The sequence below is a fragment of the Reichenbachiella sp. MALMAid0571 genome (genome assembly GCF_040151475.1).
GTDB lineage: Bacteria > Bacteroidota > Bacteroidia > Cytophagales > Cyclobacteriaceae > CAXBNB01.
In genome coordinates, this window is sequence record NZ_JBDKWG010000082.1 from 1 (window position 1) to 23,173 (window position 23,173).

The following is a 23,173-nucleotide window of genomic DNA, read 5'->3' on the forward strand; positions in this document are numbered from 1 at the left end:
TGTGTTTGAGTTTATAGAAATCTGGTACAACCGTAAAAGAAAACACTCATATCTAGGGTATAAAACCCCCGAACAATATGGGAAAATTAATTGTTCAATATGCGCTTAACTTTTTGTCCGGTTTTTTGTTGTAAGTCCATCTGATGAAATCGCTTTATTAGCGCTATCTATAAATTTATCAAGCGCATTTTTGAAGTAATCTTTTTTCGCCTGCGAATATTCTTTAAATAGATCCTCTCCTTGTGGCGTTGTTGGTCTAGGACATTTAAAACCATTATTACTCAGCCAATTACTAATATTTACTAATGTATTTCTTAGGCAGATATCATCTCGCTCATGTTCTTGATAGTTTGAGTCTGAACCGGCCAGAATAGTCATTACAACACCTGGAAGCATTTCACCTTTTATATGATCACCCCAAGCTTTCAGATACCTTACTATTCTTCTAAGTTGATGGTCTTTTTTTCTCCGATCATTTAGCCATTGATCATATTCCTTTTCATATAATCGACTCTCTAAGATATACTCAGCTTTAAATCCAGACTGAATTAGCTCCTCAAACCAAACTATAAACTCAATAGGATTACTTGTATGCCACCATTCCTTAGTATCAGCAAGATCTGGTTCTCGAACGCTAATAGCATAATAAATGGGTAAGTCTACATGATAGTTGAAATCTCCGTTACGACCCTTATACCTAACCCGCACACACGTATTTTTATCCTTTATCTCTTCAATTTCATTCTCTCCTCGTCCCTTTTTTATTGATTCAATTACAAACTGATGAAATTGATGTGGTTCAGGCCTTTGGCTTCTATTTCTAGTACCAATGAAATAAACTCCATCGTCTATATCATATTCGTCATCTTTTTTACTTGGATTTATTATGGTGTCCATCACATATGAGCCTTGACTTTGAAATTCAATTTCTTCCTCTACCTGTGTATTTAGACTCTCAGCAAAGAAGCGGACACTTTTAAGCTCAGAAAATCCATTTTTTATCCTCTTTCTGAGATTATCCCGTTTTTCTTTTAGAATTCCTCTACGATCGCCATCTAATTTAATGACAGCATTATAAGATTGAAATAGATTGTGTGTATTTGCCATATTAGAAATCGTGTTGTTCGTTATTGCTTACCCATTTAAGATCAGTGAATTTGCCTTTTGTGCTAAATGGAAGCCTCTCGGTAAAATATCTACCTGATAGAACTTTGTTTTCTTTTGAACCAATCACCTTAATAATTTCAGTGCCATAATGTGGTGAGAAACCTTGTTCCTGACTTCCTTGATTTAGATATGAATAGATTAAGTTAAAATGTTTGTCACCGTTAGTCTTTTCAACATACATACCTTGACTTTCAGACATTGAAGATGCTGTTCCATCTGGTTTAATTGTAAATGAGAATATGATGATTTTGCTGCCAGATTGATGGACGATTTTTACGTGTTTGAGCGAACCTGTTTTTATCTGACAATTTTCATCTCTATACTCATATTCCAACCAGCCTTCATATCTTCCTGAGAAGTCATCGACCCAAAACATCCAAGAAAAAAGGCGTGTATTCCAGAGCCACTTATCAATAACGAATAATAGACTGGTCATAATCGAAACGATTGAGATAGAGAGTCCCCAAAAGTCTTTCGCTAAGTACAATGCAATTGCGAGTATTGCTAGAAGTGAAATAAGAATGCTAGATTTATAATATTTAAAATATCCATTATTCATACTCAGGAATTTTCAGACAATAAAAAAAGGGGTTGTAAACCCCTTTTCTTTTCACCATATATATTTAATATCAATGCCACGTGCATGCCTCTTACACCATTCCCCCAAAGATTGTCGTTTGGTGGAGGAAAAGGGAATCGAACCCTTGCTTCAGCAGTATCTTGATTTAAAACCATGCACGTTAAATATCACTTAATGTGCCAAATTTTAATTTTTCCCATTATTGTAGAATAACATGACATAATTACAGTATTTAACTACAATTTCTTGTTATATCAAATATGACTGACTAAAAGACTCATTAAATAAATTGTATTTGACTTCCATTCCCGGAATGAAAAAGTCCATTGAAGAAGGAATGAAAACTCCTTTATCTGAGCCATCCACTAATTTGATGTGGCAAAATCGAAGTAACTCGTCTATGGACACATTATGAATAAGGCGCTTATCTCTTACTCCTCAAACAAACCGGCATCCAAACCGGGAATGACACCAAGGGCATTTTTATAATAGACTTTTTTCAAAACTGAATCCGGGAGATTCAGCCCATACATTTTCCAATGGGCATGACGCTTGCGGTAGTAGTCGAAATACTCGTCGGCTGTTTCAAGCACTCTAAAATAGGTGTAGTATTCCTCTTTTTTATACGTGTCTTTACCCATCATCACCCTATCCTGATACTTGATCATCCAGGCTCTGGCATGTCGTGGTTGTCGGCCAAGCTCAGCAAGCACTGCACCCAATTCGGTGTAAACATTGGGCAACTCATCAAACAATTGCCCTAACCTGTCAAGGTCATTGCCAAACCATCCTAAATGTGCATTGATGAAAATGGTATTAGGGTGCTTACGAAATACATGATGCTGTTCCGTCATGACTTCCTCAAACGACGGATATTTGTCGGGAGACCGATAACGGCTGGGGTATTGTTTCAGTTCCAGCCAACGCTCGTTGTATTTGTCTTTGTCTTTCCAAAATGCAGCAGGCTCACCGGAGTGAATGAGAATGGGAATACCCAATTCACCACATTTTGCCCAGATAGGATCAAGCCTTTCGTCATCAATGGCTATTCTGTTGCCTTCATTGTCTTTGTCTGTAAGACCCAATCCCTTATACACCTTGAGTCCCTTCACGCCTTGTTTCACGGCTTCTTCCATCATTGTCAGGGCATTCTGCGGCCATCCTTCGTCATCAAGTTCTTCGAAGTTGATGTTTAGAAAAATAGCAAACCGATGACCCAGATGGTCTTTTACATTGTCCAAAGACCACTCCAGATATTTGCCACGAAAACCACTGAGATTAACCATCACTGCCATGTTAAGCTCATCCATATCTGCGACCAGTTTGTCCAGGTTTTGAATAGGCATTGTCCATTGATGGTTGTGTACATCAATAAATGGAAATTTTGCCCTTGTCAGCAGGGTTTCAGGTACTTTCAGTGTGGAAATGGGAGAATACTCTTCGACATCCATCACATTCATTCGGTATTGAATTTTACCAATACACCAATAAACTGTACCTAAAAAAACCAAAACAAGCAAGGGCAAAAGAAACCACTTTTTCATAAAGAAAAATGCTTATTGTACGCTTATTGGTATGCTGAATTTTATTTTGTCCCAAACAAAATCCATCATAATATCTGAATCACTGTTGCTAAAGCTGATGGTAAACATTTCAGTAACTTTGTCTTGAGGTACAACCGGAACCGTTACAGAAAAAAGATCCAACTCCGGGTCAGCTTCGGACACAGCGAAAAATACGTCCAGTTCACTGTTCACCCGTACTTCAAAAGAGTCAGCACCGGGAATGGCATACAAACGATAGCTTCCAGCCTGAAGCGGCTTGCCTCCAAACAATACATCTTTACTGAAAGTAACTTCAGTAGCAGCATTGGCTCCTAATCTCCAGTATTTTCCATAAGGTTGCAAGGCTCCCTCGGACTCATTTCCGAAGATCAGACGCCCCTTTTTATAAGGCCGGCTGTAATCAACCGAAATTTCTAAACCTTGTGCTGAATGTTTCACAGTAGCAGGCGGGCTGGCAGGTGTGGCTATAAATATCGAATAAACCACAAAAAGTACAAACAGAAGTACAGCTACTCCTATTCCGATAAAAATTTTCTTAATCATGTTGGTAAGTTTTGTTGAAGAAGTAATATAAACTGCATTGAAGCTGGAATGTTACCAGAATGCCATAAATAATTGTAATGCTATATCACACAGCACTAACTAGAATACATCATTATATGATATTGTCAAGGGTTTTTCGACTGTCATTTTCTCTCATTTTCTTAAATTCAGTGGGGGTAAATCCGGTAACCTTTTTGAATTGTGATGACAGATGAGCCACACTGCTGTATCCTAGTTTGTAAGAAATTTCTTTGACAGACAATTCATCATAAAATAGAAACTCTTTCGCTTTTTCTATTTTTTGTTTGATAATGTATTGCTCCAGTGTGATTCCAGTAACAGTTGAAAATAAGTTGCTCAAATAATGGTAGTCCTGGTTAAGCTTATCTGCAAGGTAATACGACCAATTGATGTTGATATCAAATTGTTCATAATGATGAATTGCCTCAATGACAGTGGTTTTAATAAGCTCCAGTAGTTTGCTTTTTTTATCATCAATTCTTTCGAAACCATGCTTCACCAAAGCTGTGTCCAACAAGCCTAAGGTTTCTCTGGTTGGTTCTTTCGTTAATTCTACCTTTCCCAAGGTAACAGCACCTGAGTCTATGTCAGCTTCTTTTAATATCTGATCTACTACAAGAATGCAGCGGTCACAAACCATGTTTTTTATATACAAACTATGCTTTCCTTCCATACATACTGCGTTTATTAGATTCAATTACAACCTACCAATCTATTGGAAAATAGTCTTTCAGGAATTTACCACACCAGTGTTTGCCTGTGTTTATCCCATCAATCAAAGGATCCATCACCCTCGCTGCTCCATCGACAATATCCAATGGAGGTTGAAAATCATGTACTTCTACTTTCTTTTTTGATAATTCAGCAGGATCTTCATCTGTCACCCATCCGGTATCAACAGCATTCATGTAAATACCATATTTAGCAAAATCCGATGCAGCAGTATGTGTCATCATATTCAATGCGGCCTTTGCCATATTTGTATGGGGATGGCGATCTTCCTTGTGAAAGCGATGAAATTTCCCTTCCATAGCTGACACATTGATGATGTGCTTTTGTCCGGTATTTTCTTTTTTCATCAACTCCACCAAACGATTGCAGAGTACAAATGGCGCAATAGAATTAACCAACTGAACTTCAATCATTTCAGTAGTCTCAATTTCACCCAGTTTTAGCCTCCAACTATTGGTTTTTCTCAGATCTACCTGTTGCAAATCAGCATCTAATTGCCCTTCAGGAAAAACCTCTTTAGACGTAATCGAATTATCAAAACTATAGGGTATTTGAGATAATTTGGCTGAAGCACTGATACCAACTCCCAGCTCTCTTCCATGCCAGGTCACCGGAAGATTCTTACCATCACTGGTGGCAACTCCGGAACTCAATGTTCTGAGTTCGTCCAGACAATAGGCATGATCAGAAAGTAATTCCCGGGCATAGGGAGGTAAAGCATCTATAGGACACTCCTCATTGCCCATCAAATGCTGATAAAAACCAGCTGGCCTCCTTACTGTTTGAGCCGCATTATTGATCATAATGTCTAATCTGTCATATTGCTGCTCTATAAAATTACAAAAGATTTCAACACTGGGAATATGCCTTAAATCAAGACCGTGAATTTTGAGGCGATGGCCCCATTCGGTAAAATCTTCTTCTTTGGAAAAACGAAGTGCTGAGTCAACAGGAAATCTGGTAGTCGCTACCACAGTTGCTCCTGCCCTTAAAAGCATTAAAGTTATATGGTACCCAATTTTCAATCGTGAACCTGTCACCACTGCCACCTGGCCAGTCAGATCAGCTGTTTGAAATCGTTTGGCATAATTAAAATCACCACATTCAGGACACATGGTATCATAAAAGTGGTGTAATTTGGTATAAACAGCTTTGCATACATAACAATTTCTGGGAGATTCCAACTTCAAGTCTCTCTGTTTATGCTCTCCTGATAAAGCAATCATTTTTGGGGCAGAAAATACAGCAGCTTCCCGGGCACTTCTTATCCCCGTTTCGGCACGAGCATGCTTGTCTCGTTCTATTTGTTTACGCCTGGCTGCTTTTTTAGCATCCTTCCTTCGGCGGGCAAACTCTTCTCGGCTTGGTCTGGTGAGTAAGCCAGCCATTTTCATCAACTCCACCCTCTTTTCTTCAGGTAGTTCAAAAAGCTGATTGGTATCCCCTACCAACTTGCTCAATATAGATATACAATCATCAATTTGCTTGTGACTGACCGTCTCTTCCTGTTCTAAATTGTTATCACTCATAAATCTCACTTACATGCCGCAAAGATAGGCTTAAGTAGCATTATTGACTATTCTCAATAGTAGCTTTTCTTCAGAACAATGAAACATGACAAATAGAAATGGAGTTAAAAATCACGAGCAAACTAACCCTGAATTAATACTCTGTTAATGATAAATTAATTTTTAGTTTTGCGACATCATAATTTTAATTCGTAAATGGCAAAATCACTCAGCAGTCCTTCCTTTAAATTAAATATCTACCCTGCTCTGATTTATCGATTACTGATTGTTTTTGTACTATTGGCACTGTGCAGGTTGTTTTTCTTTTTATACAATCATGAATATTACACTGACATAGATTTTCCTCGCCTTGCATTGATCTTCTGGGGTGGGTTTAGGTTTGATTTGACTGCATTGCTCTACTTAAATGCCTTGTATCTTTTTATGCAAATCATTCCCTTCAAAATCAGGCATAACCGGATATATCAGCAGACAGCCAGATGGATCTTTGTATTCACTAATGCAGTAGGTATTATTATAAACATGGCTGATACTGTGTACTATCAGATTACTTTGAAAAGAACTACAGCTGCCATATTTCAGCAATTTGCCCATGAAGTAAATTTACCCGGACTGGTTTTCAGGTTTTTAGTAGAGTATTGGTATGTGGATGTACTAGCAGTTTTTTTTATTATCATTTTAATTTTTTTATACAATAAAGTAGAGGTTAAACCTGCTCCAAATCAAAATATATGGAAATATACGGTGTTTCAGTTTGCACTCATGGCAGTGACTGTTTACCTGACGATAGTAGGAATCAGAGGCGGTTTCAAACACAGTACACGACCGATTACCCTCAGTAATGCATCTGCTTATATAACTAAACCAAACGAAAGGGCTATCGTCCTTAATACTCCCTTTGCTATTTTCAGAACACTAAAGAAAAACTCGTTGCAGGAAAAGCAATATTTCAGTTCTCAGGAAGAACAGGAAAAAGTATTCACTGCATACCATTCAGGAAAACCGGATAGTATTATGGCCAAAAAGAATGTGGTTGTTTTCATATTGGAAAGTTTTGGAACAGAGCATATCGGAGCATTGAATAGAGATATTGAAGGGTACAAAGGCTATACGCCATTCCTTGACAGTCTGATAGGTCATTCATACACCTTCAGAAATTCTTACGCCAATGGCCGTAAATCCATCTCAGGTATGCCCTCAGTATTGGCAAGTATTCCGTCATTGGTAGCTCCATTTGTTTTATCGCATTATTCCGGAAATAAAATCAACAGCCTGGCTTCAACTCTTGGAAGTGAGGATTACTACACAGCGTTTTTTCATGGTGCTGCAAATGGTTCTATGGGATTCGATGCTTTTACCAATCAGGCAGGGTTTGATGATTACTTTGGCAAAGATGAATTCGATAACAATGATGCTTATGATGGAATTTGGGGAATTTGGGACGAAGAGTTTTTTCAATATTTCAATACTGAAATGGGGAAAATGAAACAACCATTTTTCACTGCTTTGTTTTCAGTATCTTCTCATCATCCATTTATTCTGCCAGATAAATACAAAAATAAATTCCCAAAAGGCAGTCTGAAAATTCATAAAAATGTTGGATACACCGACTATTCGTTAAGAAGGTTTTTTGATGAAGCCAAAAAATCTGATTGGTACAACAACACTATATTTGTATTGACCGCAGACCATGCTTCGACTTACAGTGACATTTTAAAATACAAAACATCGCTCGGAACATTTACTGTACCTATTATCATATTTAATCCTGAAAACGAGCAACTGACGGGATTTGATCAGACTACTATAGTGCAGCAAAATGACATTATGCCTACTGTGCTCGGCATGCTTAACTACCCTAAGCCTTATGTTGCCTTTGGTAACGACATGTTTGATCAGCAGGCTGAACATTTCACCATTAACTATGTAGGAGATTCTTATCAACTGATCATGGATGGTTATATGCTTCAGCACAATGGCGAATCAGCCACCAACCTTTTTGATATTGAAAAAGATGAATTGCTGACTCAAAACTTACTGGGGACTTTGCCGGATGTAGAAGCCAAAATGGATAGGAAGCTCAAAGCGATTATCCAGGAATACAACAGAAGATTGATCAGAAATGAAATGGTCATAACTCAATAACAAAAAACTTTTGCTTTTTGTTTGAAAACCCAATGGCAGTATTTCCCATTCTATCTTCAAAATACAAGTCACCAACATCTAAGAAAACACTATTAGTATCTTTTTCGATCTTCAGGTCAAACCTGTTGATGCTTCCATCCTTGCAGTACCATATAGTCTGATCTTCACTATTATACAATGCATTGTATAAATCAATGGAGGTACTCCTATCAAATGTTGTTTTGGATTGTAATTCAGTCAACGAATAAGATGTATAGGATTTGGGTGAAACAAGTAAAAAATGATTTTTCGATTCATCAAATAAAAGGAGACCCTTATCATAAGCCCTTGAAACCGCTAATACACCATCTGAATAAATATCTATCTTTTGAAAAACATCATTTGATCTTCTAAAGATAACCTCCGGTGAACCTGTTTGATAAAACCTACTGGTATAGTCGGTAATACTGTCATTCAGTTTTGATTCTGAAATTTTCTTCTCTCCAATAGTATAAGTAACAAACCCTTCGAAAATTGACCCGAAAGCATACTTTCCTCCAGGATGGATATAATAATAAGGAGCATTATTTTTAATCTTCTTTACTGTTGTATTTCCACTTTCATTCAAAATAATGTATTCGTTCTTTTCGTGGTGTGTGATGTAAGCAAGTGAGCCATTGTCAAGTAGATTAATACTTTTTACATTTTCCTTCATCTTAAAAGAAACAACTACCTCATTGTTTTCATAATCCCAAAGTCTGGCCCGTTCAGGTATTTCATCAACAAGCCACACTTTGGAGGTTCCCTTCACAAGCCATGCTCCCCAAATATCACTTCCTTCAATTGAGTTTTTTAGAGATTGTGCATGAATAGATGCAGACAGGGATAATGATAATAAAGTAATAAGCAGTTTGTTCATATTGCATTTTTTAAATTCTACCATATAACTTTTCAAAAGCTTACTTATTTTTTAAATATAACAATTTTCGTTTGAGCTATCAAAACGGATTATCGATAAAAAAACATACTTTGAAACAGTAAATGAAAAACAAATAACTCAAATTCAACGAAGGCAACATAAAATCAACCGAAGACCAAGAGAAAAACTTAATTTTAAATTTCCTAAAAAAATCTTTTATCTAAAAGCTGCCTGACTTTTGCACCTGAGTTGAACCTACGTAAATGCAGAAATTCCTATAAATATTGCATCCGGGTAAGTTTTCACTATTTTTTACCCTAATTTTGCGGCTTCAAAAGCCTTGAATTATGATTTCTACTCAAAACATATCCCTTCAATACGGTAAGCGTATTCTATTCGATGAAGTAAACATAAAATTCACTTCTGGTAATTGTTATGGAGTGATAGGTGCCAATGGTGCGGGAAAATCTACCTTCTTAAAAATATTATCAGGAGACATTATCCCTAATTCCGGTAAGGTGATAATTGAGCCAGGCAAAAGAATGGCCGTATTGAACCAAAACCATTTTGAGTTTGATGAACATACGGTTTTGAATACCGTGATGATGGGCCATACCACGATGTGGGAAATCATGCAAGAAAAGGATGCCATTTATGCCAAGCCAGACTTCTCAGAAGAGGATGGCAACAAGGCTTCAGAACTAGAAGCCAAATTTGCTGAAATGGATGGATGGAATGCCGAGTCTGATGCAGCTGCTTTACTCAGCGGACTAGGTATAGTAGAGAGTGATCATTACAAGTTACTCAAGGAATTAAATGGTACGCAGAAAGTAAGGGTACTTCTTGCTCAGGCTTTATTTGGGAATCCAGATATTTTAATTCTTGACGAACCCACAAACGATCTGGACATCCAAACTATCACCTGGTTAGAAGATTTTTTACTTGATTTTAAAAATACGGTTATTGTTGTTTCTCACGACAGACATTTCTTAGATACAGTTTGCTCACATGTAGCTGACATTGATTTTAGTGCGATCAAATTGTTTACCGGAAATTACTCCTTCTGGTACGAATCAAGCCAATTGGCATTGAGCCAGCGGTCTTCATCCAATAAGAAAGCAGAAGAAAAGAAAAAAGAACTTCAGGAATTTATTGCCAGATTCAGTGCCAATGCATCAAAGTCTAAGCAGGCCACCAGCAGAAGAAAGCTGCTGGACAAAATCAATATTGAGGAGATACAACCCTCCTCCAGAAAATACCCTGCCATTATCTTTAATCAAAGCAGAACAGCAGGTGATCAGATTTTACAAATTGAAAAACTAAACAAAAGCGCATCAGGCACTCCCTTGATAAAGAATTTAGATTTATTTGTAAATAAAGGTGATAAAATTGCTGTCATCAGTAAAAACAGTCATGCTGTAACCGCTCTTTTTCAGATTCTAATGGAGGAGCAAAAAGCTGATTCAGGCACTTTTAAATTTGGTCAAACCATAACAACGGCTTATTTACCAAACGAAAACAGTGAGTATTTTACCTCGGATGACAACCTGATTGATTGGTTGCGTCAATACAGCGATGGTGAAAAAGATGAAGTATTCATCAGAGGATTTCTTGGAAAAATGCTTTTCTCTGGAGAAGAGACTTTCAAAAAATGCAGTGTACTATCAGGAGGAGAAAAAGTAAGATGTATGGTATCTAAGATGATGCTCGCTCAGGGAAATCTATTGATACTGGATGAGCCTACCAACCACCTTGACCTTGAATCAATACAAGCATTTAACAATGCTCTGGTCAACTTCCCTGGTACAGTCCTTTTCACTTCACATGACCATACATTTACTCAGTCTGTTGCCAACAGAATTTTGGAATTAACTCCCAATGGCTTCATTGATAAGTTAACTGATTTTGATGACTACATTTCTAATGAACAAATCACAGCGCAAAGGGAAGAAATGTATGTCTAAAATATAATCAAAGAAATACATCCTAATCAAATTTATACCCTTAGCTTCTTGCTTATAAAATACATTTTATTAAAAAATTATACCAGCCTGTTACCATTACGGCTATGCTCAAATTCTCACCTTTTTTGACAGAGAAATCATACAAGTACATTACATACTAATTCAACTAGATTTAAGTAATATAAAATATAACTTTTTATAGCTTAATTAAATATAAATACCTATATTAGTAATGTTATAAACCAGATTAATTCTACTGAAGTAGATTATAAACATCCAGATCACACCAGCTAATGAGAGGAATAAAACGCTATTTTTCATTTCTTTCTTCTTTCATTTTAATTGTATTATTTATACTTAGTGCAAATAGTACAATCTTAAGTGTTGCTGGACAAAATTTATTGGAAAATCAACACGCTGAATTCATTCCTTCATCACCTGCTCCGAGAAATCTAGAACGTAGTATATATGGAAAAACAGTATGGCAACTCTAAAAACTATAATATATTCTATTGCACTGGCCTTAATACTAATTTGTGGTACATCATTATATGCACAAATTTCTATATCCAGAGAGTATCAAATTAAAGCTGTTTTCCTTTTAAATTTTACTCAATTCATAGAGTGGCCAGAAGATGCATTCGCAACAACAGATTCCCCTCTTGTAATTGGTGTACTAGGAGAAAATCCATTTGGTACTCAGTTGAAAGAAACTATAGCCGGGGAAAAAATAAATGGGCATCCATTAGCTGTTGAGTATTACAAGAAAGTTGAAGACATCAATTCATGCCACATCTTATTTGTTAGTTCATCACAAATGCCAAAATTCGAGGAAGTTGTATCAAACCTGACAGGAAAAAATGTTCTAATTGTAGATGATGCCAATAACTATATGCACCAGGGAAGTATGATTAAATTTTTTAACCAAAGCAACAAAATACAATTTCAAATTAATCCCGATGCAATTAAAAATACCCAGTTGACTGTTAGCTCCAAACTATTAAGAGTAGCCAAAGTTGTTAAACCTAAGAAAAATTAATGTTCTTGTTAAAAGACATACCAATCAAAAAACAATTGATGACAGTAATTTTGTTCATCAGTGGTACGGTGTTGATTTTGACTTGTACTGCATTCATTGCCTACGACTTTTATACTTTCAAAAAAACCACAATACAGCAACTTTCAACATTAGCAGAAATAATAGCCAGTAATAGTACTGCCGCTCTTGCATTTGATAGCCGTGAAGATGCTGATGAAATATTAAGTAGTTTAAAAGCCGAAAAAAACATTGGCACTGCATCTCTTTATGACAAAGAGGGGCATCTTTTTTCCCAATATCCTGAAGAGGCAACAGTCAGTGAATTTTTAGCAATGTCAAGTGAAAATGGTTTTTATTTCAAAGGTTCAAATATTGAAGGAGTTCAAACTGTTTTACAAGGCGACAGAAAACTTGGCACCTTGCATTTAAGCTATAACATAAGGATTATCCAAGAACGTCTTAGATCCTACATTTTGATATCTATTTTAGTTTTTCTTATCTCATTTGTATTAGCATATCAGCTTTCCAGGATTTCACAAAAAAGTATTTCTTCACCCATTCTCAATTTAGCTAACATAGCTCGTGCAATATCTGAACGTCATGATTATTCAGTACGTGCGCCTTTAACGGGAAAGGATGAAATAGGGCTACTCAATAATGCTTTCAATCGAATGTTGACACAAATTCAAGAACAGAATCAGTCTTTGCTGGACAAAAATAACGAGCTCAAAAAAACCAACGAAGACCTAGATAGTTTTGTATATGCTGCTTCTCATGATTTAAAAAGCCCTATTGTTAACATTGACGGATTGTTTAATCTACTGGCTCCAGAAATTTACAGCAAAAATGAAACTACAAATTACCTAATAGACCGAATGCAGCATTCAATAACACGACTCAAAAGAACCATTACAGATCTCTCTACGGCCGCAAAAGCTCAAAAAAATATTTTTGATGATATAGAAGAAGTGAAATTTGAAGATGTTTTTCAGGAAGTCTCAATAGATATCGAAACTCTGATTAATTCATCAAACGCAGAAATAAAGACTGATTTTTGTGAGCTTAGTACAATTAAATACTCCAGAACGGCTATTAAAAGTGTAATGTATAATCTGTTGTCTAATTCGATTAAGTATAAATCATATGACAGGCCTCCTGTTGTCCATATTGAAACGGGAAAAATAAATGGCAAAAAAGTTTTGACTGTAAAGGATAACGGGTTGGGCATAGATTTAAATAAAGATAAAGAGAAGCTTTTTGCAATCTTCAAAAGGCTGCATAGTCATGTGGAAGGCACTGGAATAGGACTTTATGCAGTGAAAAGAATTATTGAAAACAATAATGGTAGTATTGAGGTAGAAAGCACTATAAACAAAGGAACATTATTTAAAATTTTTTTTAATTAAAAGTGTATGAAATGAACAATGTTAATAATATCCTATTGGTAGATGATGACGATACTGGAACTTTTCTTACTAAAATCGTTATAAAAAAATTAGATCAATCAATCAATGTAGATAATGTATGGAATGGAAAAGAAGCATTAGATTATTTTGGAGGAAATGACAATACATCTCTGAGTAAACACCCTGATCTTATTCTTCTGGATATCAATATGCCAATAATGAATGGATTTGAATTTTTAGAAGAGTTTAATGGAAACAATACATACCCAAAAAACATACCTATCGTAATACTCACCACATCAACCTATTCAAATGACTTTAAACAAGCAATTAAATATAATGTATTAGAATTTCTGGAAAAACCATTATCTGTTGACATGCTATCTTCAGTACTGGACAAAGTAAGACAGAGTTAACAAATAAAAATAGTTATAAAAAATCAGCATAGTTTTTTTTCCACACTAGGACTAATTTCAATCCCATTCTTTAGCTTTTCATCTGAAACTGGTTTACCAAAGCAAGTATTTAAAGGTAAATGGCCTGCCCATATATCAAGGTCATAATCTTCCTGATCATCTACAGGCCCTCCCATTCTAACCTTTGCCGATGCTGATTCTATTTTTATTGCCAATACACCAGTAATATCCAACTCCTTGTCATTCGGTTTTCTTGTCTCTTCCCATCTTCCTTTAAGGATATTTTCGGTAATGCAATACAGTGCATCATTTTTATCACTTCTTTCTGTCACCTCTACCGCTGTACCATAGATAATCACTGATCTGTAATTGACCGAATGATGGAATGCTGATCTGGCTAATACCAACCCATCCAAATGAGTAACTGCAAGGCAAACAGGCACACCTTTAGCTATATTTTTAATTGTCCTGCTCTTCACTGAGCCATGTATATACAACAAATCACCACGCCTTCCATAAGCCGTTGGAATCATAAAGGGCTGATTATTAATATTAAAAGCCACATGACATAAAAAACCTGCATCTAAAATATCGTATATCTTCTGCTCATCATAAGTAGCTCTTTTAGCACCTCGGACAACTTTATTCTTTTTAGTTATTTCAAATTGACTCATCTCACTACTTCTATTTCTGGTTCAACATTTAATGGGAAATTTATTGAATTGGCGATAAAACAATATTCGTGTGACTGATGATGCAATTCCACAGCTTTTTCCAACCTATCGGCTTCCAAAATTTTTATCCTGGGCTTTAAAGTTGCGGAAACAAAGTGTCCACTACCCCTTGCCTCTTCTTCCATCACACCCACCGAATTGTCAATGTATTCTACTACTGTAATCTGATTATCAGAGCAGAAATGCAAATACATTAACATGTGACATGCAGACAAGGTTGACAACAACAACTCCTCAGGATTGTACCTTTCAGGATTTCCTTTAAACACCGGATCAGACGATCCAAGAATGACTCCTCCCGTCTTTTTACTGATTTCATGGTCACGGGTATAAGCAGCACTTGATTGCGTTCCTTTCCCTAAATTTCCTGTCCATTTTACTTCTATGGTATAATTGTGTTCTTTGCTCATTTTCATTTATTTGTTTTTCTATAAGTAAAAGTATTATCATTGTGGATGACTGTAATAGTCCAATATTAAATAAATGCATGGTCCGGATATGCTTCCATGGAAATCTATTATTAGAGTAAATAAAAAGGAATCTCGTGCTGTTTATCTACAAGTAGCTGATGCTATCATAGATGAATTAATGGCTGGAAGGATTTCGAAAGCATATAAAATGCCCGGAACCAGAATACTGGCAGAAGAATTAAAATTGAATAGAAAGACTGTATCTCTGGCTTATGACGAACTTTTGGCTCAGGGATGGTTAGAAGTGATACCTTCGAAAGGTACTTACATTAAAAACTCCCTTCCTATACAAAAACACCAATCCTTACCACAGAATCCATCTTATCAGCCCGGAAGATTTGTTGAAAGCCTCTCCAACTTATCATTTGTAGCTAATCAGGATTTTACCTGTCCTATTAATACAATAGATGACGGTACACCGGACTACCGCATGGCACCAATCGATATTCTGCTAAAAACAGCACGATCAATTTCAAGGGGAAATATCGGACGGTCTGTACTGCTAAACGCAAGTTCTTACGGCAATATTACACTTAGAAAAACCCTTGTAACTTATTTATCATCAACCAGAGCACTCAATGGATCTGAAGAAAATATTTTGGTCACAAGGGGAAGTCAAATGGCAATTTACCTGCTCTTCAATGTACTTTTAAAAAAAGGAGATAATGTAATAGTTGGAGAGCTAAACTATAAAAATGCAGATCAGATCATTCAACACCTCGGAGCAAACCTGATTAAAATTCCACTTGACAATACTGGTCTGAACATACAAGAAATAGAAAAAGCTTGTTTGGAAAACAAAATCAGAGCAGTATATATATCACCTCACCACCACTACCCCACTACTGTGACTATGCCCACAGAAAACCGCATAAAACTACTTGAGTTATCGTCTCAATACAACTTCGCTATTGTAGAAGATGACTATGATTACGATTACCATTATACCGGAACTCCGATTTTGCCTTTATCCAGTTTAGACAGGTCAGGGAATGTCATTTATATTGGTTCATTCAGTAAGATTCTGGTGCCGTCCGTCCGAATGGGTTATGTATTTGCCCATCCAAAAGTAATACATGAAATTGCCAAATTGAGGAGAATGATAGACAAGCAAGGTGACCCAATAACAGAAAGGGCTTTGGCCGAACTTATCAAAGAAAATGAAATTCAGAGATGCCTGAAAAAAGCAGTAGTAGCCTACAAAAACCGAAGAGATATTTTCTGTTCAAGACTTCAAAGTGAATTAGCGAATGAAATTGATTTCAATATCCCGGATGGGGGAATGGCAATTTGGGCTACATTTAACAATGATATTATTGTGAAAGAACTCGTTAAAAAAGCAAAGCAAAACAATTTGTTTCTAAACATTGATCCTGAAAGAACACCACACTCTTGTCGGCTAGGCTTTGCTTCTATGAATGAAGAAGAAATGGATTGGAATCTAAATGCACTTCTTAAAACAGTAAAGGAATATTGATCCTTACAACTTGAAAGGCAGGAATGGGCTAACATCTCCACCATATTTATGTACTTCTCTTATGATAGTGGAACTGATATGAGCCAACTCTGGAGATGTAATCAAAAACACAGTTTCCAAATTGGAATTAATGTAGCGATTGACTTGAGAAATACTATTTTCATATTCAAAATCAGTAGTGTTTCTCAAACCCCTCACCAAAAAATTGGCTCCCGTCTTCTTTGCCAGATCTGCCGTCAATTCATTATAAGTCAACACGCTAATACGATCATCCCCGGTGAAACAAGACTGGATTCTTTCAACCATATAATCCACTTCGAAATAGTGTTTTTTAGCCGCATTGTGACCAATGGCAATAATGACTTCATCAAACAGGGTTAAACTTCTTTTTACTATATCTTCATGACCTTTCGTGAAAGGATCAAAAGAACCCGGAAAAAGAGCTATTTTTTTTTCTGACATTCCAAAGGAAGTTAGTCACAAAGAAATACGCTGAACAAGTCGAAGTTTTGATGATCAGGAATTTCATCAAACTCAAAACTGAAATTCAGGTAGGAAGGTTTGCTTCCAAATGAGATATTTCCTATATACTTTTGGAGTAATCCGAAATGCTCAGAGTCGTGCTTTATATTACCCCAAACAATCACTTTCTGGTGTCTTTGACTCAATCCAAATTCCTTAAACACCAACATGATATACTTCAGATAATCTTTGCTTATTTTGACAGCAAACTGATTGTAATAATGAAGCTTTTGATTTTCAGAAACGAAGACATGCAAAATACCACGATCAACTATGCAAAACATCGTCTTTTCATGGGTATGATCATCGTATCTTAAAATACCTTCTATCAGGGCACTTCCCTGATGAATTACCTGAAGGTTTTTAGATGGATACAAAGAGCGCATCCATTTTACGAGTCTTTTATCAGCTGCAAAAATATTAACAGCATTTGAACTGATGTGCTTATAGTAATAGATATCTTCCACTGAATCGTTTATTTCACAGTTCAGCAGAAGATAATCTCTCATAGATTCTTCAATAAAATGAGATGATGGGATTAAAGAGAACTTGTGACTCTTGATGGATAACTTAACAGATTTCCAAAATCCGGCCATCAACAGATGATGATTCTCAAACAAAGAAGCCAATATTGCTAAACGGGTCTTGATCGTTTTTACATCCTCAAAGATATAATCCTCCAGAAGCAGACAAGTATTGGTTTCTACATCAGTAATACAAAACTGAAAATCCCGAATACCTACTTGCATAGACAAGCTGTATTGATGCAATCTTTCTACATCAAACTTTTCATCTTTAATTTTTCTTACGAGCTTATAACTCCCCGATTTTGCTGCGGCTTCCAATATATTATTTATTCCCAGTTACCTGATGTAGTTACACTTGTTCTAGAACCAAATCTCAGTGGCTTTCTGGTTCTTGCTTCATTACTTTCTTTTCGGGCAGGGTTTACAGATGCTGTACTCCAAACTTCAACTACATCTACACTTACACCACTCTTATCGATTTTATCTGCCCACATACCAAACTTTTTGCTAGGATCTACTGGTGAATATGGCAGTGTAGCCAGGTCAAACTTAGGATATTTTGCAGGTGAAAATATAGAATCTCTTACCAGTTTAGTTCCCAAAGTGTCAATTTCAAGATAAATACTATCTGCACCATAATCCAACGTAATAATGTGTTCAATTTTAGAAGTAATGTAAAATTGACCTGAATCGATGAAGCTAATCAGTTTATTCCAATCGCTGGTATATTGTCCATTCACCGACTGATATGCAATCTGAGCATCACGGATCATCATCAATTTATTAATTATTTTACCTTCCATTTTTTCAATTCTCTCTGCTTCATCAATTGAATCAAAGATACTATTGTATAAAAGAACAGCAAGAACTATGGAAACAATTAAAGCTGCAATGGAGATGATTCTGGTTGTGTTCATATTAGATTGTTTTTGTGCAATATTAAATATTTTTAAAGTAAGTTTTGGTTACGAAAACGCTATTTTAGAGATTATTTTCAAAATTAAAAAATCCAGCACTGTTTAATAACTCCTTAGTACTACTACAGTTTAGAAATATCCCATGGAAGTACTCCTTGTTCATGCTATTGATTTCCTTAAAGTCCATCATCCTTACCTCATCTATTATCTGTTGAGCCTCTCCTGCTTCAGGATCAATACCCACTTTTAATGTTCCTTTCTTTAATTCGACTTTGAAAAATAGTTCAATAGCATGCAATGGTTGCTGTATAAATTCAGAAGCAAACAAAAAGTCACAAACTTCCACAAATAATCCTGTCTCTTCCAGAAATTCTCTTTTCAAACTTTCGGATATCGACTGTCCAAACTCTACTCCACCACCAGGCGGCATCCAAAGTGTTTGCTTCTTTCCAAGGTTTTTATGCTTAACCAGTAATATAGAATCCCCTTCTACAAGAATACCACAAACTCTAACCCTCACTTTACCTCCATATATTTTTGATATTTCTTCTTTGTCCATTGTGCTCAAAAATATAGAAAAATGATTTTATCAAGTGCTAATAATTTTCCTATATAAAATTAATCGGGGAGTCTGTTTTGTTACATTCGCAGTAAACTTCACATATCAAGCAAAAAATTGCCACAACCCTCATCTATACTAAAAAATAAATTTCCATTTGAACCCACTAGTGGGCAATTAAAAATCATTGATTATTTAGATGAATTTCTTGAAACCAGAGAACATAAGCCTACAGTCATAATAAAAGGCTATGCTGGTACAGGCAAAACAACCCTAATGGGTGCATTGGTGAAAGTTTTACCCTTGTTTAATCAGCAATTTGTATTGCTGGCTCCCACAGGTAGGGCCGCAAAAGTATTGAGCAGTTATTCCGGCCGGGTGGCATTTACAATTCATAAAAAAATATACAAAAGCGTTGGTGGTCAAGGTGAGGTAGGCTTGAGTTTTAAAAGGCAGAAAAATTACCAGAAAGACACTATTTTTATAGTTGATGAAGCTTCCATGATTCCCGTTCAAAAAGACTTTAATGGCAGAAGTCTTCTCACCGATCTCATAGACTATATATTTGAAAAAGAAGGAAACAAACTCATTTTGATCGGAGACACAGCCCAGCTTCCTCCGGTAATGCAGGAAGAGAGTTTTGCCTTAGACCATGCTTTCTTATCCGACATGTATCGATTAAATATTGTTAATTTTGAATTAACAGAAATCACTCGTCAGGCTCTTAACAGTGGTATTTTACAAAACGCCACTCAACTCAGGTCTCAGCTCAATCAAAACCCAATCAAAATCAAGTTCAACACCTCTCAATATCCTGATATTTTCAGAATGACCAGCGAAAGACTAGAGGATGGATTGCGCTACTCTTACGACAAATATGGTATTGAAAATACTCTTATTATTTGTCGGTCAAATCGATCTGCGGTACAATACAATAAATTTATCCGCCATCAATTGCTGTTTCGTGAGGAAGAATTGGAAGCTGGAGATTTACTTATGATTGCCAAAAACAATTATATGTTTTTACCCGACGATATGCCATCAGGTTTTTTGGCCAATGGTGATTTTGTAGAGGTACTCAAGATAAAAAACACGGAAGAAATGTATGGTCTCAGGTTTGCCGATCTTGAACTCAAATTACTGGACTACTCCTACAAAAACTCATTCGAAGCAAAAGTGATTTTAGACACGCTACACTCAAACACTCCTGCTTTACCTGCTGATTTAAATAAAGCTCTATATGAGCAAGCGTTAGAAGACTATGGTGGCCTAACAAGAAAGCAGCAAAAAGAAGAAATGAAAAAAGACCCATACATTAATGCACTACAAATTAAGTACGCTTATGCACTTACCTGCCACAAATCTCAAGGTGGTCAATGGAACGCTATTTTTGTAGATCAGGGATATCTTACACTGGAAAAAATCGACAAAGAATTTTTGAGGTGGGTATATACAGCAGTCACCAGAGCCAGGAATGAATTATTTTTATTGAATTTTCATAGCAGTTTTTTTTAATTTGCCGTTATATACATCTAATGCCCTTCTTGGGCATACAATTTGTTACGATTATCACAAGTATTAATATTTGAAAACCATGAAGAAACTATCATTATTATTATTCATTGCCCTATTTGCAACATTCACCTCATTTGCTCAGGAATCCGAAAAAAAAGCAGAACCTCAGCCGGGTCCATACATTACATTTGAGGAAAAATCTCATGATTTTGGAGATATCGAACAGGGTGATATTGTTGAATATGTTTTTAACTTTGAAAATACTGGTGATGCCCCGCTTATTTTATCCAATGTACAAACTACCTGCGGATGTACTACTTCTTTCTGGCCAAGAGAACCAATTGCTCCTGGAGCCAAGTCAAAAATAGAGGCAAAATTTAACAGTAGAGGAAAAAACGGAAGACAAAACAAAGTGATTACCATCACATCCAATGCTATAAACAATCCTGAAAGAGTCAGTATTATTTCGAATGTGCTTCCTAAAAAAACTACAGAAACAAAAGAGACTGAAGGTTAATCAGATTACTCACTTTCACATTTTTTTGTGGTCTATGCTATTGCTTTTTTAGCATGGACTGCAACAACATGCTGAGTAGAATTGTCATTACACATCCTATTACATTGAACCACAGATAGCCAATATCAGTGAAAAGAAAAAGCAGAAAGATCGTAATTTGAGAAACTATTGCCGCTATAAATACGGCATTGCCTTTTACATGTTTGACGAAGAAAGCGACCAGAAAAATTCCCAGAATATTACCATAAAAAATAGAACCAAGAATGTTCACCATTTCGATAAGGTTCTCTGACAAATGAGCCATAAATGCAAATGCAATAGCCAACCCTCCCCAGAGTACTGTTAGCCATTTAGACGCATTCAGGTAATTTTTGTCTGAAGCTTTAGTATTGATAATGTTCTTATAAAAATCAACAACGGTAGTAGAAGCCAATGCATTTATTTCTGACGATGTGGAAGACATTGCCGCAGAAAAGATCACAGCAATCAGCAACCCAATCAACCCATGGGGAAGGTAGTTTAATATGAATGTGAGAAAAACATAATCAGAATCTTTGGTCTTAATAGCCCCATCCACAGAAGAAATCAATGTTTTCATTTCATCTCTTTTAGAATCAACAGCAGCGGCATTTTCTATAAGCTCATCCCCAACTTGTTGTATATTGCCATCACCCTTTTTTAAGGCATCTCTATAATCCAAAGCTGATTGTTTTCTCTTTTCAATCAGGTCATCATGATCAGATTTTATTTGATTGAGTTCAATGGTTTTTCCAGCACCTTTCACTGTTTCTAACGATGCATTATTGAAGTGTACAGGAGGCTGATAAAAAACATAGAACACGTATATAAGTACCCCTGTAAGTAAGATGAAAAACTGCATAGGTATTTTCAATATGGCATTGAACATGAGTCCCATTTTGCTTTCCGTAGTATTTTTACCTCCCAGGTAGCGCTGAACCTGAGACTGATCGGTACCAAAATATGAAAGTGCCAAAAACAACCCTCCTAATACACCAGACCATACAGTATATCGTGTCTCAAAATTCAAACTAAAATCTACCGCATTAAGTTTGTTTAATCTACCAGCGATCTCCAATGCTCCGGTAAACGACACAAAAGGAGACAAATAATCAAGAATGTAAAAGAAGGCCATCACCATGCCTATCAGGATTACCGCCATTTGGTACTTTTGTGTCAGGCTAACCGCTTTTGTACCCCCAGACACGGTGTAAATAATTACTAAGATTCCTACAAGTAATATTGTCCAGGACAAGTCCCAAACCAAAATAGTCGAAAGGATGATAGCAGGAGCATAAATGGTGATACCTGCAGCCAAACCACGTTGTACCATAAATAAAAATGCTCCTAACAATCTGGTTTTTTGATCGAACCTTTTTTCTAAAAATTCATACGCTGTATATACATTCAGTTTGTAATAGAGAGGAATAAAAACAAAAGCTACAATGATCAAAGCGATAGGTAGTCCAAAATAGTTCTGAACAAACCCCATTCCGCTTTCATAACCCTGGCCTGGCGTGCTTATAAAAGTAATGGCACTGGCTTGGGTAGCCATCACGGACAAACCAATAGTCCCCCATTTCATACTTTTATCACCAAGTAAATACCCTTCTATATTTCTATTGCCCTTCGTCTTCCAGACACCATATCCAACAATAAAACCCAGTGTTCCAAATAGTACTAAGAAATCAAGAAAGTGCATTTAATGTAATTGATATTATAAATAATTTTACTGTAAAAGCTTCGGTAATTACTTAAAAGAGATACTAAACCAATAAAGAAGCAATATCATGCCGACCAGATTAAAAAAGACGAAAAGGTACATATTTTTCCAAGTACGGAAAAACGGTGGTTTATCTTCTGTTTCCATATTATTTAGATAGCATTTTTATATAATCCTGAAGTTGCCCTT

The 23,173-nt window shown here is 36.1% G+C and carries 23 protein-coding genes; 8 read left to right on the top strand and 15 right to left on the bottom strand.

Features of this window, described 5'->3' with window-relative positions; all coding sequences use genetic code 11:
• Nucleotides 1-105 precede the first annotated feature (105 nt).
• From AAOP42_RS02030 to AAOP42_RS02060, 7 genes are all read right to left on the bottom strand, one after another.
• Complete coding sequence (locus AAOP42_RS02030) at nucleotides 106-1,107, bottom strand: cyclic GMP-AMP synthase DncV-like nucleotidyltransferase (protein WP_349526786.1); 1,002 nt, start codon at nucleotides 1,105-1,107, stop codon at nucleotides 106-108.
• A 1-nt stretch (nucleotide 1,108) separates the two neighbouring features.
• Nucleotides 1,109-1,726 carry a Cap15 family cyclic dinucleotide receptor domain-containing protein gene (locus AAOP42_RS02035; protein WP_349526787.1) on the bottom strand — a complete coding sequence of 206 codons (618 nt, stop codon included), beginning with the start codon at nucleotides 1,724-1,726 and terminating at the stop codon, nucleotides 1,109-1,111.
• Between the two features lie 2 nt (nucleotides 1,727-1,728).
• Nucleotides 1,729-1,902, bottom strand: a complete 174-nt coding sequence (locus tag AAOP42_RS02040) for a hypothetical protein (RefSeq protein WP_349526788.1) — start codon at nucleotides 1,900-1,902, stop codon at nucleotides 1,729-1,731.
• Nucleotides 1,903-2,178: 276 nt separating this feature from the next.
• Nucleotides 2,179-3,291 carry an amidohydrolase family protein gene (locus tag AAOP42_RS02045; protein ID WP_349526789.1) on the bottom strand — a complete coding sequence of 371 codons (1,113 nt, stop codon included), beginning with the start codon at nucleotides 3,289-3,291 and terminating at the stop codon, nucleotides 2,179-2,181.
• A gap of 12 nt (nucleotides 3,292-3,303) precedes the next feature.
• A complete protein-coding gene (locus tag AAOP42_RS02050; RefSeq protein ID WP_349526790.1) occupies nucleotides 3,304-3,855 on the bottom strand; it encodes a DUF2911 domain-containing protein in 552 nt (183 codons plus the stop codon).
• Nucleotides 3,856-3,967: 112 nt separating this feature from the next.
• Nucleotides 3,968-4,549, bottom strand: a complete 582-nt coding sequence (locus tag AAOP42_RS02055) for a helix-turn-helix domain-containing protein (protein ID WP_349526791.1) — start codon at nucleotides 4,547-4,549, stop codon at nucleotides 3,968-3,970.
• A 31-nt stretch (nucleotides 4,550-4,580) separates the two neighbouring features.
• Nucleotides 4,581-6,137: an SDR family NAD(P)-dependent oxidoreductase gene (locus AAOP42_RS02060; protein WP_349526792.1), complete on the bottom strand. Its 1,557-nt coding sequence runs from the start codon at nucleotides 6,135-6,137 to the stop codon at nucleotides 4,581-4,583.
• A gap of 195 nt (nucleotides 6,138-6,332) precedes the next feature.
• On the opposite strand from AAOP42_RS02060, the gene AAOP42_RS02065 reads away from it, so the two are divergent.
• Nucleotides 6,333-8,282, top strand: coding sequence for an LTA synthase family protein (locus AAOP42_RS02065; RefSeq protein ID WP_349526793.1), 1,950 nt, complete (start codon nucleotides 6,333-6,335; stop codon nucleotides 8,280-8,282).
• Here AAOP42_RS02065 and AAOP42_RS02070 read toward each other — a convergent pair.
• Nucleotides 8,269-9,180 carry a hypothetical protein gene (locus AAOP42_RS02070; protein WP_349526794.1) on the bottom strand — a complete coding sequence of 304 codons (912 nt, stop codon included), beginning with the start codon at nucleotides 9,178-9,180 and terminating at the stop codon, nucleotides 8,269-8,271. The genes AAOP42_RS02065 and AAOP42_RS02070 overlap by 14 nt on opposite strands.
• 347 nt (nucleotides 9,181-9,527) lie before the next feature.
• Between AAOP42_RS02070 and AAOP42_RS02075 the strand changes: the two genes are divergently transcribed.
• The 4 genes from AAOP42_RS02075 (at nucleotide 9,528) to AAOP42_RS02090 (ending at nucleotide 14,005) form a co-directional block, all read left to right on the top strand.
• Complete coding sequence (locus AAOP42_RS02075; protein WP_349526795.1) at nucleotides 9,528-11,144, top strand: ABC-F family ATP-binding cassette domain-containing protein; 1,617 nt, start codon at nucleotides 9,528-9,530, stop codon at nucleotides 11,142-11,144.
• 481 nt (nucleotides 11,145-11,625) lie between these two features.
• Complete coding sequence (locus tag AAOP42_RS02080; RefSeq protein WP_349526796.1) at nucleotides 11,626-12,183, top strand: TOL_0243 family YfiR-like periplasmic protein; 558 nt, start codon at nucleotides 11,626-11,628, stop codon at nucleotides 12,181-12,183.
• Between the two features lie 5 nt (nucleotides 12,184-12,188).
• Nucleotides 12,189-13,589: a sensor histidine kinase, YfiR-like protein-associated gene (locus AAOP42_RS02085; protein ID WP_349526797.1), complete on the top strand. Its 1,401-nt coding sequence runs from the start codon at nucleotides 12,189-12,191 to the stop codon at nucleotides 13,587-13,589.
• 11 nt (nucleotides 13,590-13,600) lie between these two features.
• The gene (locus AAOP42_RS02090) at nucleotides 13,601-14,005 is read left to right on the top strand and encodes a response regulator (protein ID WP_349526798.1); all 405 of its coding nucleotides are present in this window, start codon (nucleotides 13,601-13,603) and stop codon (nucleotides 14,003-14,005) included.
• A gap of 23 nt (nucleotides 14,006-14,028) precedes the next feature.
• Here the strand turns inward: AAOP42_RS02090 and AAOP42_RS02095 are convergent, their stop codons facing one another.
• Complete coding sequence (locus AAOP42_RS02095; protein ID WP_349526799.1) at nucleotides 14,029-14,679, bottom strand: pyridoxamine 5'-phosphate oxidase family protein; 651 nt, start codon at nucleotides 14,677-14,679, stop codon at nucleotides 14,029-14,031.
• The gene (locus tag AAOP42_RS02100) at nucleotides 14,676-15,149 is read right to left on the bottom strand and encodes an OsmC family protein (RefSeq protein ID WP_349526800.1); all 474 of its coding nucleotides are present in this window, start codon (nucleotides 15,147-15,149) and stop codon (nucleotides 14,676-14,678) included. Before AAOP42_RS02100 ends, AAOP42_RS02095 begins: the two co-directional genes overlap by 4 nt.
• Before the next feature lie 73 nt (nucleotides 15,150-15,222).
• On the opposite strand from AAOP42_RS02100, the gene AAOP42_RS02105 reads away from it, so the two are divergent.
• On the top strand, nucleotides 15,223-16,686 hold the full coding sequence (locus AAOP42_RS02105) for an aminotransferase-like domain-containing protein (protein WP_349526801.1): 1,464 nt from the start codon (nucleotides 15,223-15,225) through the stop codon (nucleotides 16,684-16,686).
• A gap of 3 nt (nucleotides 16,687-16,689) precedes the next feature.
• On the opposite strand, the gene coaD is transcribed toward AAOP42_RS02105, so the two are convergent.
• From coaD to AAOP42_RS02125, 4 genes are all read right to left on the bottom strand, one after another.
• Nucleotides 16,690-17,148, bottom strand: a complete 459-nt coding sequence (gene coaD, locus AAOP42_RS02110) for a pantetheine-phosphate adenylyltransferase (RefSeq protein WP_349526802.1) — start codon at nucleotides 17,146-17,148, stop codon at nucleotides 16,690-16,692.
• Nucleotides 17,149-17,159: 11 nt separating this feature from the next.
• Entirely contained in the window at nucleotides 17,160-18,053 is an 894-nt protein-coding gene (locus AAOP42_RS02115; RefSeq protein WP_349526803.1) for a DUF3822 family protein, read from the bottom strand.
• 8 nt (nucleotides 18,054-18,061) lie between these two features.
• Nucleotides 18,062-18,652: a hypothetical protein gene (locus AAOP42_RS02120; RefSeq protein ID WP_349526804.1), complete on the bottom strand. Its 591-nt coding sequence runs from the start codon at nucleotides 18,650-18,652 to the stop codon at nucleotides 18,062-18,064.
• 64 nt (nucleotides 18,653-18,716) lie between these two features.
• Nucleotides 18,717-19,211, bottom strand: coding sequence for an NUDIX domain-containing protein (locus tag AAOP42_RS02125; protein WP_349526805.1), 495 nt, complete (start codon nucleotides 19,209-19,211; stop codon nucleotides 18,717-18,719).
• Nucleotides 19,212-19,328: 117 nt separating this feature from the next.
• Here AAOP42_RS02125 and AAOP42_RS02130 point away from each other — a divergent pair, with 117 nt between their 5' ends.
• Nucleotides 19,329-20,726: an ATP-dependent DNA helicase gene (locus AAOP42_RS02130; RefSeq protein ID WP_349526806.1), complete on the top strand. Its 1,398-nt coding sequence runs from the start codon at nucleotides 19,329-19,331 to the stop codon at nucleotides 20,724-20,726.
• Between the two features lie 79 nt (nucleotides 20,727-20,805).
• A complete protein-coding gene (locus AAOP42_RS02135) occupies nucleotides 20,806-21,243 on the top strand; it encodes a DUF1573 domain-containing protein (RefSeq protein WP_349526807.1) in 438 nt (145 codons plus the stop codon).
• 37 nt (nucleotides 21,244-21,280) lie between these two features.
• Here AAOP42_RS02135 and AAOP42_RS02140 read toward each other — a convergent pair whose 3' ends face one another.
• Entirely contained in the window at nucleotides 21,281-22,963 is a 1,683-nt protein-coding gene (locus AAOP42_RS02140) for a sodium:solute symporter family protein (RefSeq protein WP_349526808.1), read from the bottom strand.
• Between the last annotated feature and the right edge of the window lie 210 nt (nucleotides 22,964-23,173).

Excerpts from the sequence above, each read along its gene's own strand:
- AAOP42_RS02080 (WP_349526796.1), top strand. The coding sequence starts at position 11,626 with ATGGCAACTCTAAAAACTATAATATATTCTATTGCACTGGCCTTAATA.
- coaD (WP_349526802.1), bottom strand. The coding sequence starts at position 17,148 with ATGTCAGAAAAAAAAATAGCTCTTTTTCCGGGTTCTTTTGATCCTTTC.
- AAOP42_RS02045 (WP_349526789.1), bottom strand. The coding sequence starts at position 3,291 with ATGAAAAAGTGGTTTCTTTTGCCCTTGCTTGTTTTGGTTTTTTTAGGT.
- AAOP42_RS02120 (WP_349526804.1), bottom strand. The coding sequence starts at position 18,652 with ATGAACACAACCAGAATCATCTCCATTGCAGCTTTAATTGTTTCCATA.
- AAOP42_RS02030 (WP_349526786.1), bottom strand. The coding sequence starts at position 1,107 with ATGGCAAATACACACAATCTATTTCAATCTTATAATGCTGTCATTAAA.
- AAOP42_RS02075 (WP_349526795.1), top strand. The coding sequence starts at position 9,528 with ATGATTTCTACTCAAAACATATCCCTTCAATACGGTAAGCGTATTCTA.
- AAOP42_RS02050 (WP_349526790.1), bottom strand. The coding sequence starts at position 3,855 with ATGATTAAGAAAATTTTTATCGGAATAGGAGTAGCTGTACTTCTGTTT.
- AAOP42_RS02125 (WP_349526805.1), bottom strand. The coding sequence starts at position 19,211 with ATGGACAAAGAAGAAATATCAAAAATATATGGAGGTAAAGTGAGGGTT.
- AAOP42_RS02055 (WP_349526791.1), bottom strand. The coding sequence starts at position 4,549 with ATGGAAGGAAAGCATAGTTTGTATATAAAAAACATGGTTTGTGACCGC.
- AAOP42_RS02140 (WP_349526808.1), bottom strand. The coding sequence starts at position 22,963 with ATGCACTTTCTTGATTTCTTAGTACTATTTGGAACACTGGGTTTTATT.
- AAOP42_RS02060 (WP_349526792.1), bottom strand. The coding sequence starts at position 6,137 with ATGAGTGATAACAATTTAGAACAGGAAGAGACGGTCAGTCACAAGCAA.
- AAOP42_RS02095 (WP_349526799.1), bottom strand. The coding sequence starts at position 14,679 with ATGAGTCAATTTGAAATAACTAAAAAGAATAAAGTTGTCCGAGGTGCT.
- AAOP42_RS02065 (WP_349526793.1), top strand. The coding sequence starts at position 6,333 with ATGGCAAAATCACTCAGCAGTCCTTCCTTTAAATTAAATATCTACCCT.
- AAOP42_RS02105 (WP_349526801.1), top strand. The coding sequence starts at position 15,223 with ATGCATGGTCCGGATATGCTTCCATGGAAATCTATTATTAGAGTAAAT.
- AAOP42_RS02090 (WP_349526798.1), top strand. The coding sequence starts at position 13,601 with ATGAACAATGTTAATAATATCCTATTGGTAGATGATGACGATACTGGA.
- AAOP42_RS02070 (WP_349526794.1), bottom strand. The coding sequence starts at position 9,180 with ATGAACAAACTGCTTATTACTTTATTATCATTATCCCTGTCTGCATCT.
- AAOP42_RS02035 (WP_349526787.1), bottom strand. The coding sequence starts at position 1,726 with ATGAATAATGGATATTTTAAATATTATAAATCTAGCATTCTTATTTCA.
- AAOP42_RS02135 (WP_349526807.1), top strand. The coding sequence starts at position 20,806 with ATGAAGAAACTATCATTATTATTATTCATTGCCCTATTTGCAACATTC.
- AAOP42_RS02040 (WP_349526788.1), bottom strand. The coding sequence starts at position 1,902 with ATGGTTTTAAATCAAGATACTGCTGAAGCAAGGGTTCGATTCCCTTTT.
- AAOP42_RS02100 (WP_349526800.1), bottom strand. The coding sequence starts at position 15,149 with ATGAGCAAAGAACACAATTATACCATAGAAGTAAAATGGACAGGAAAT.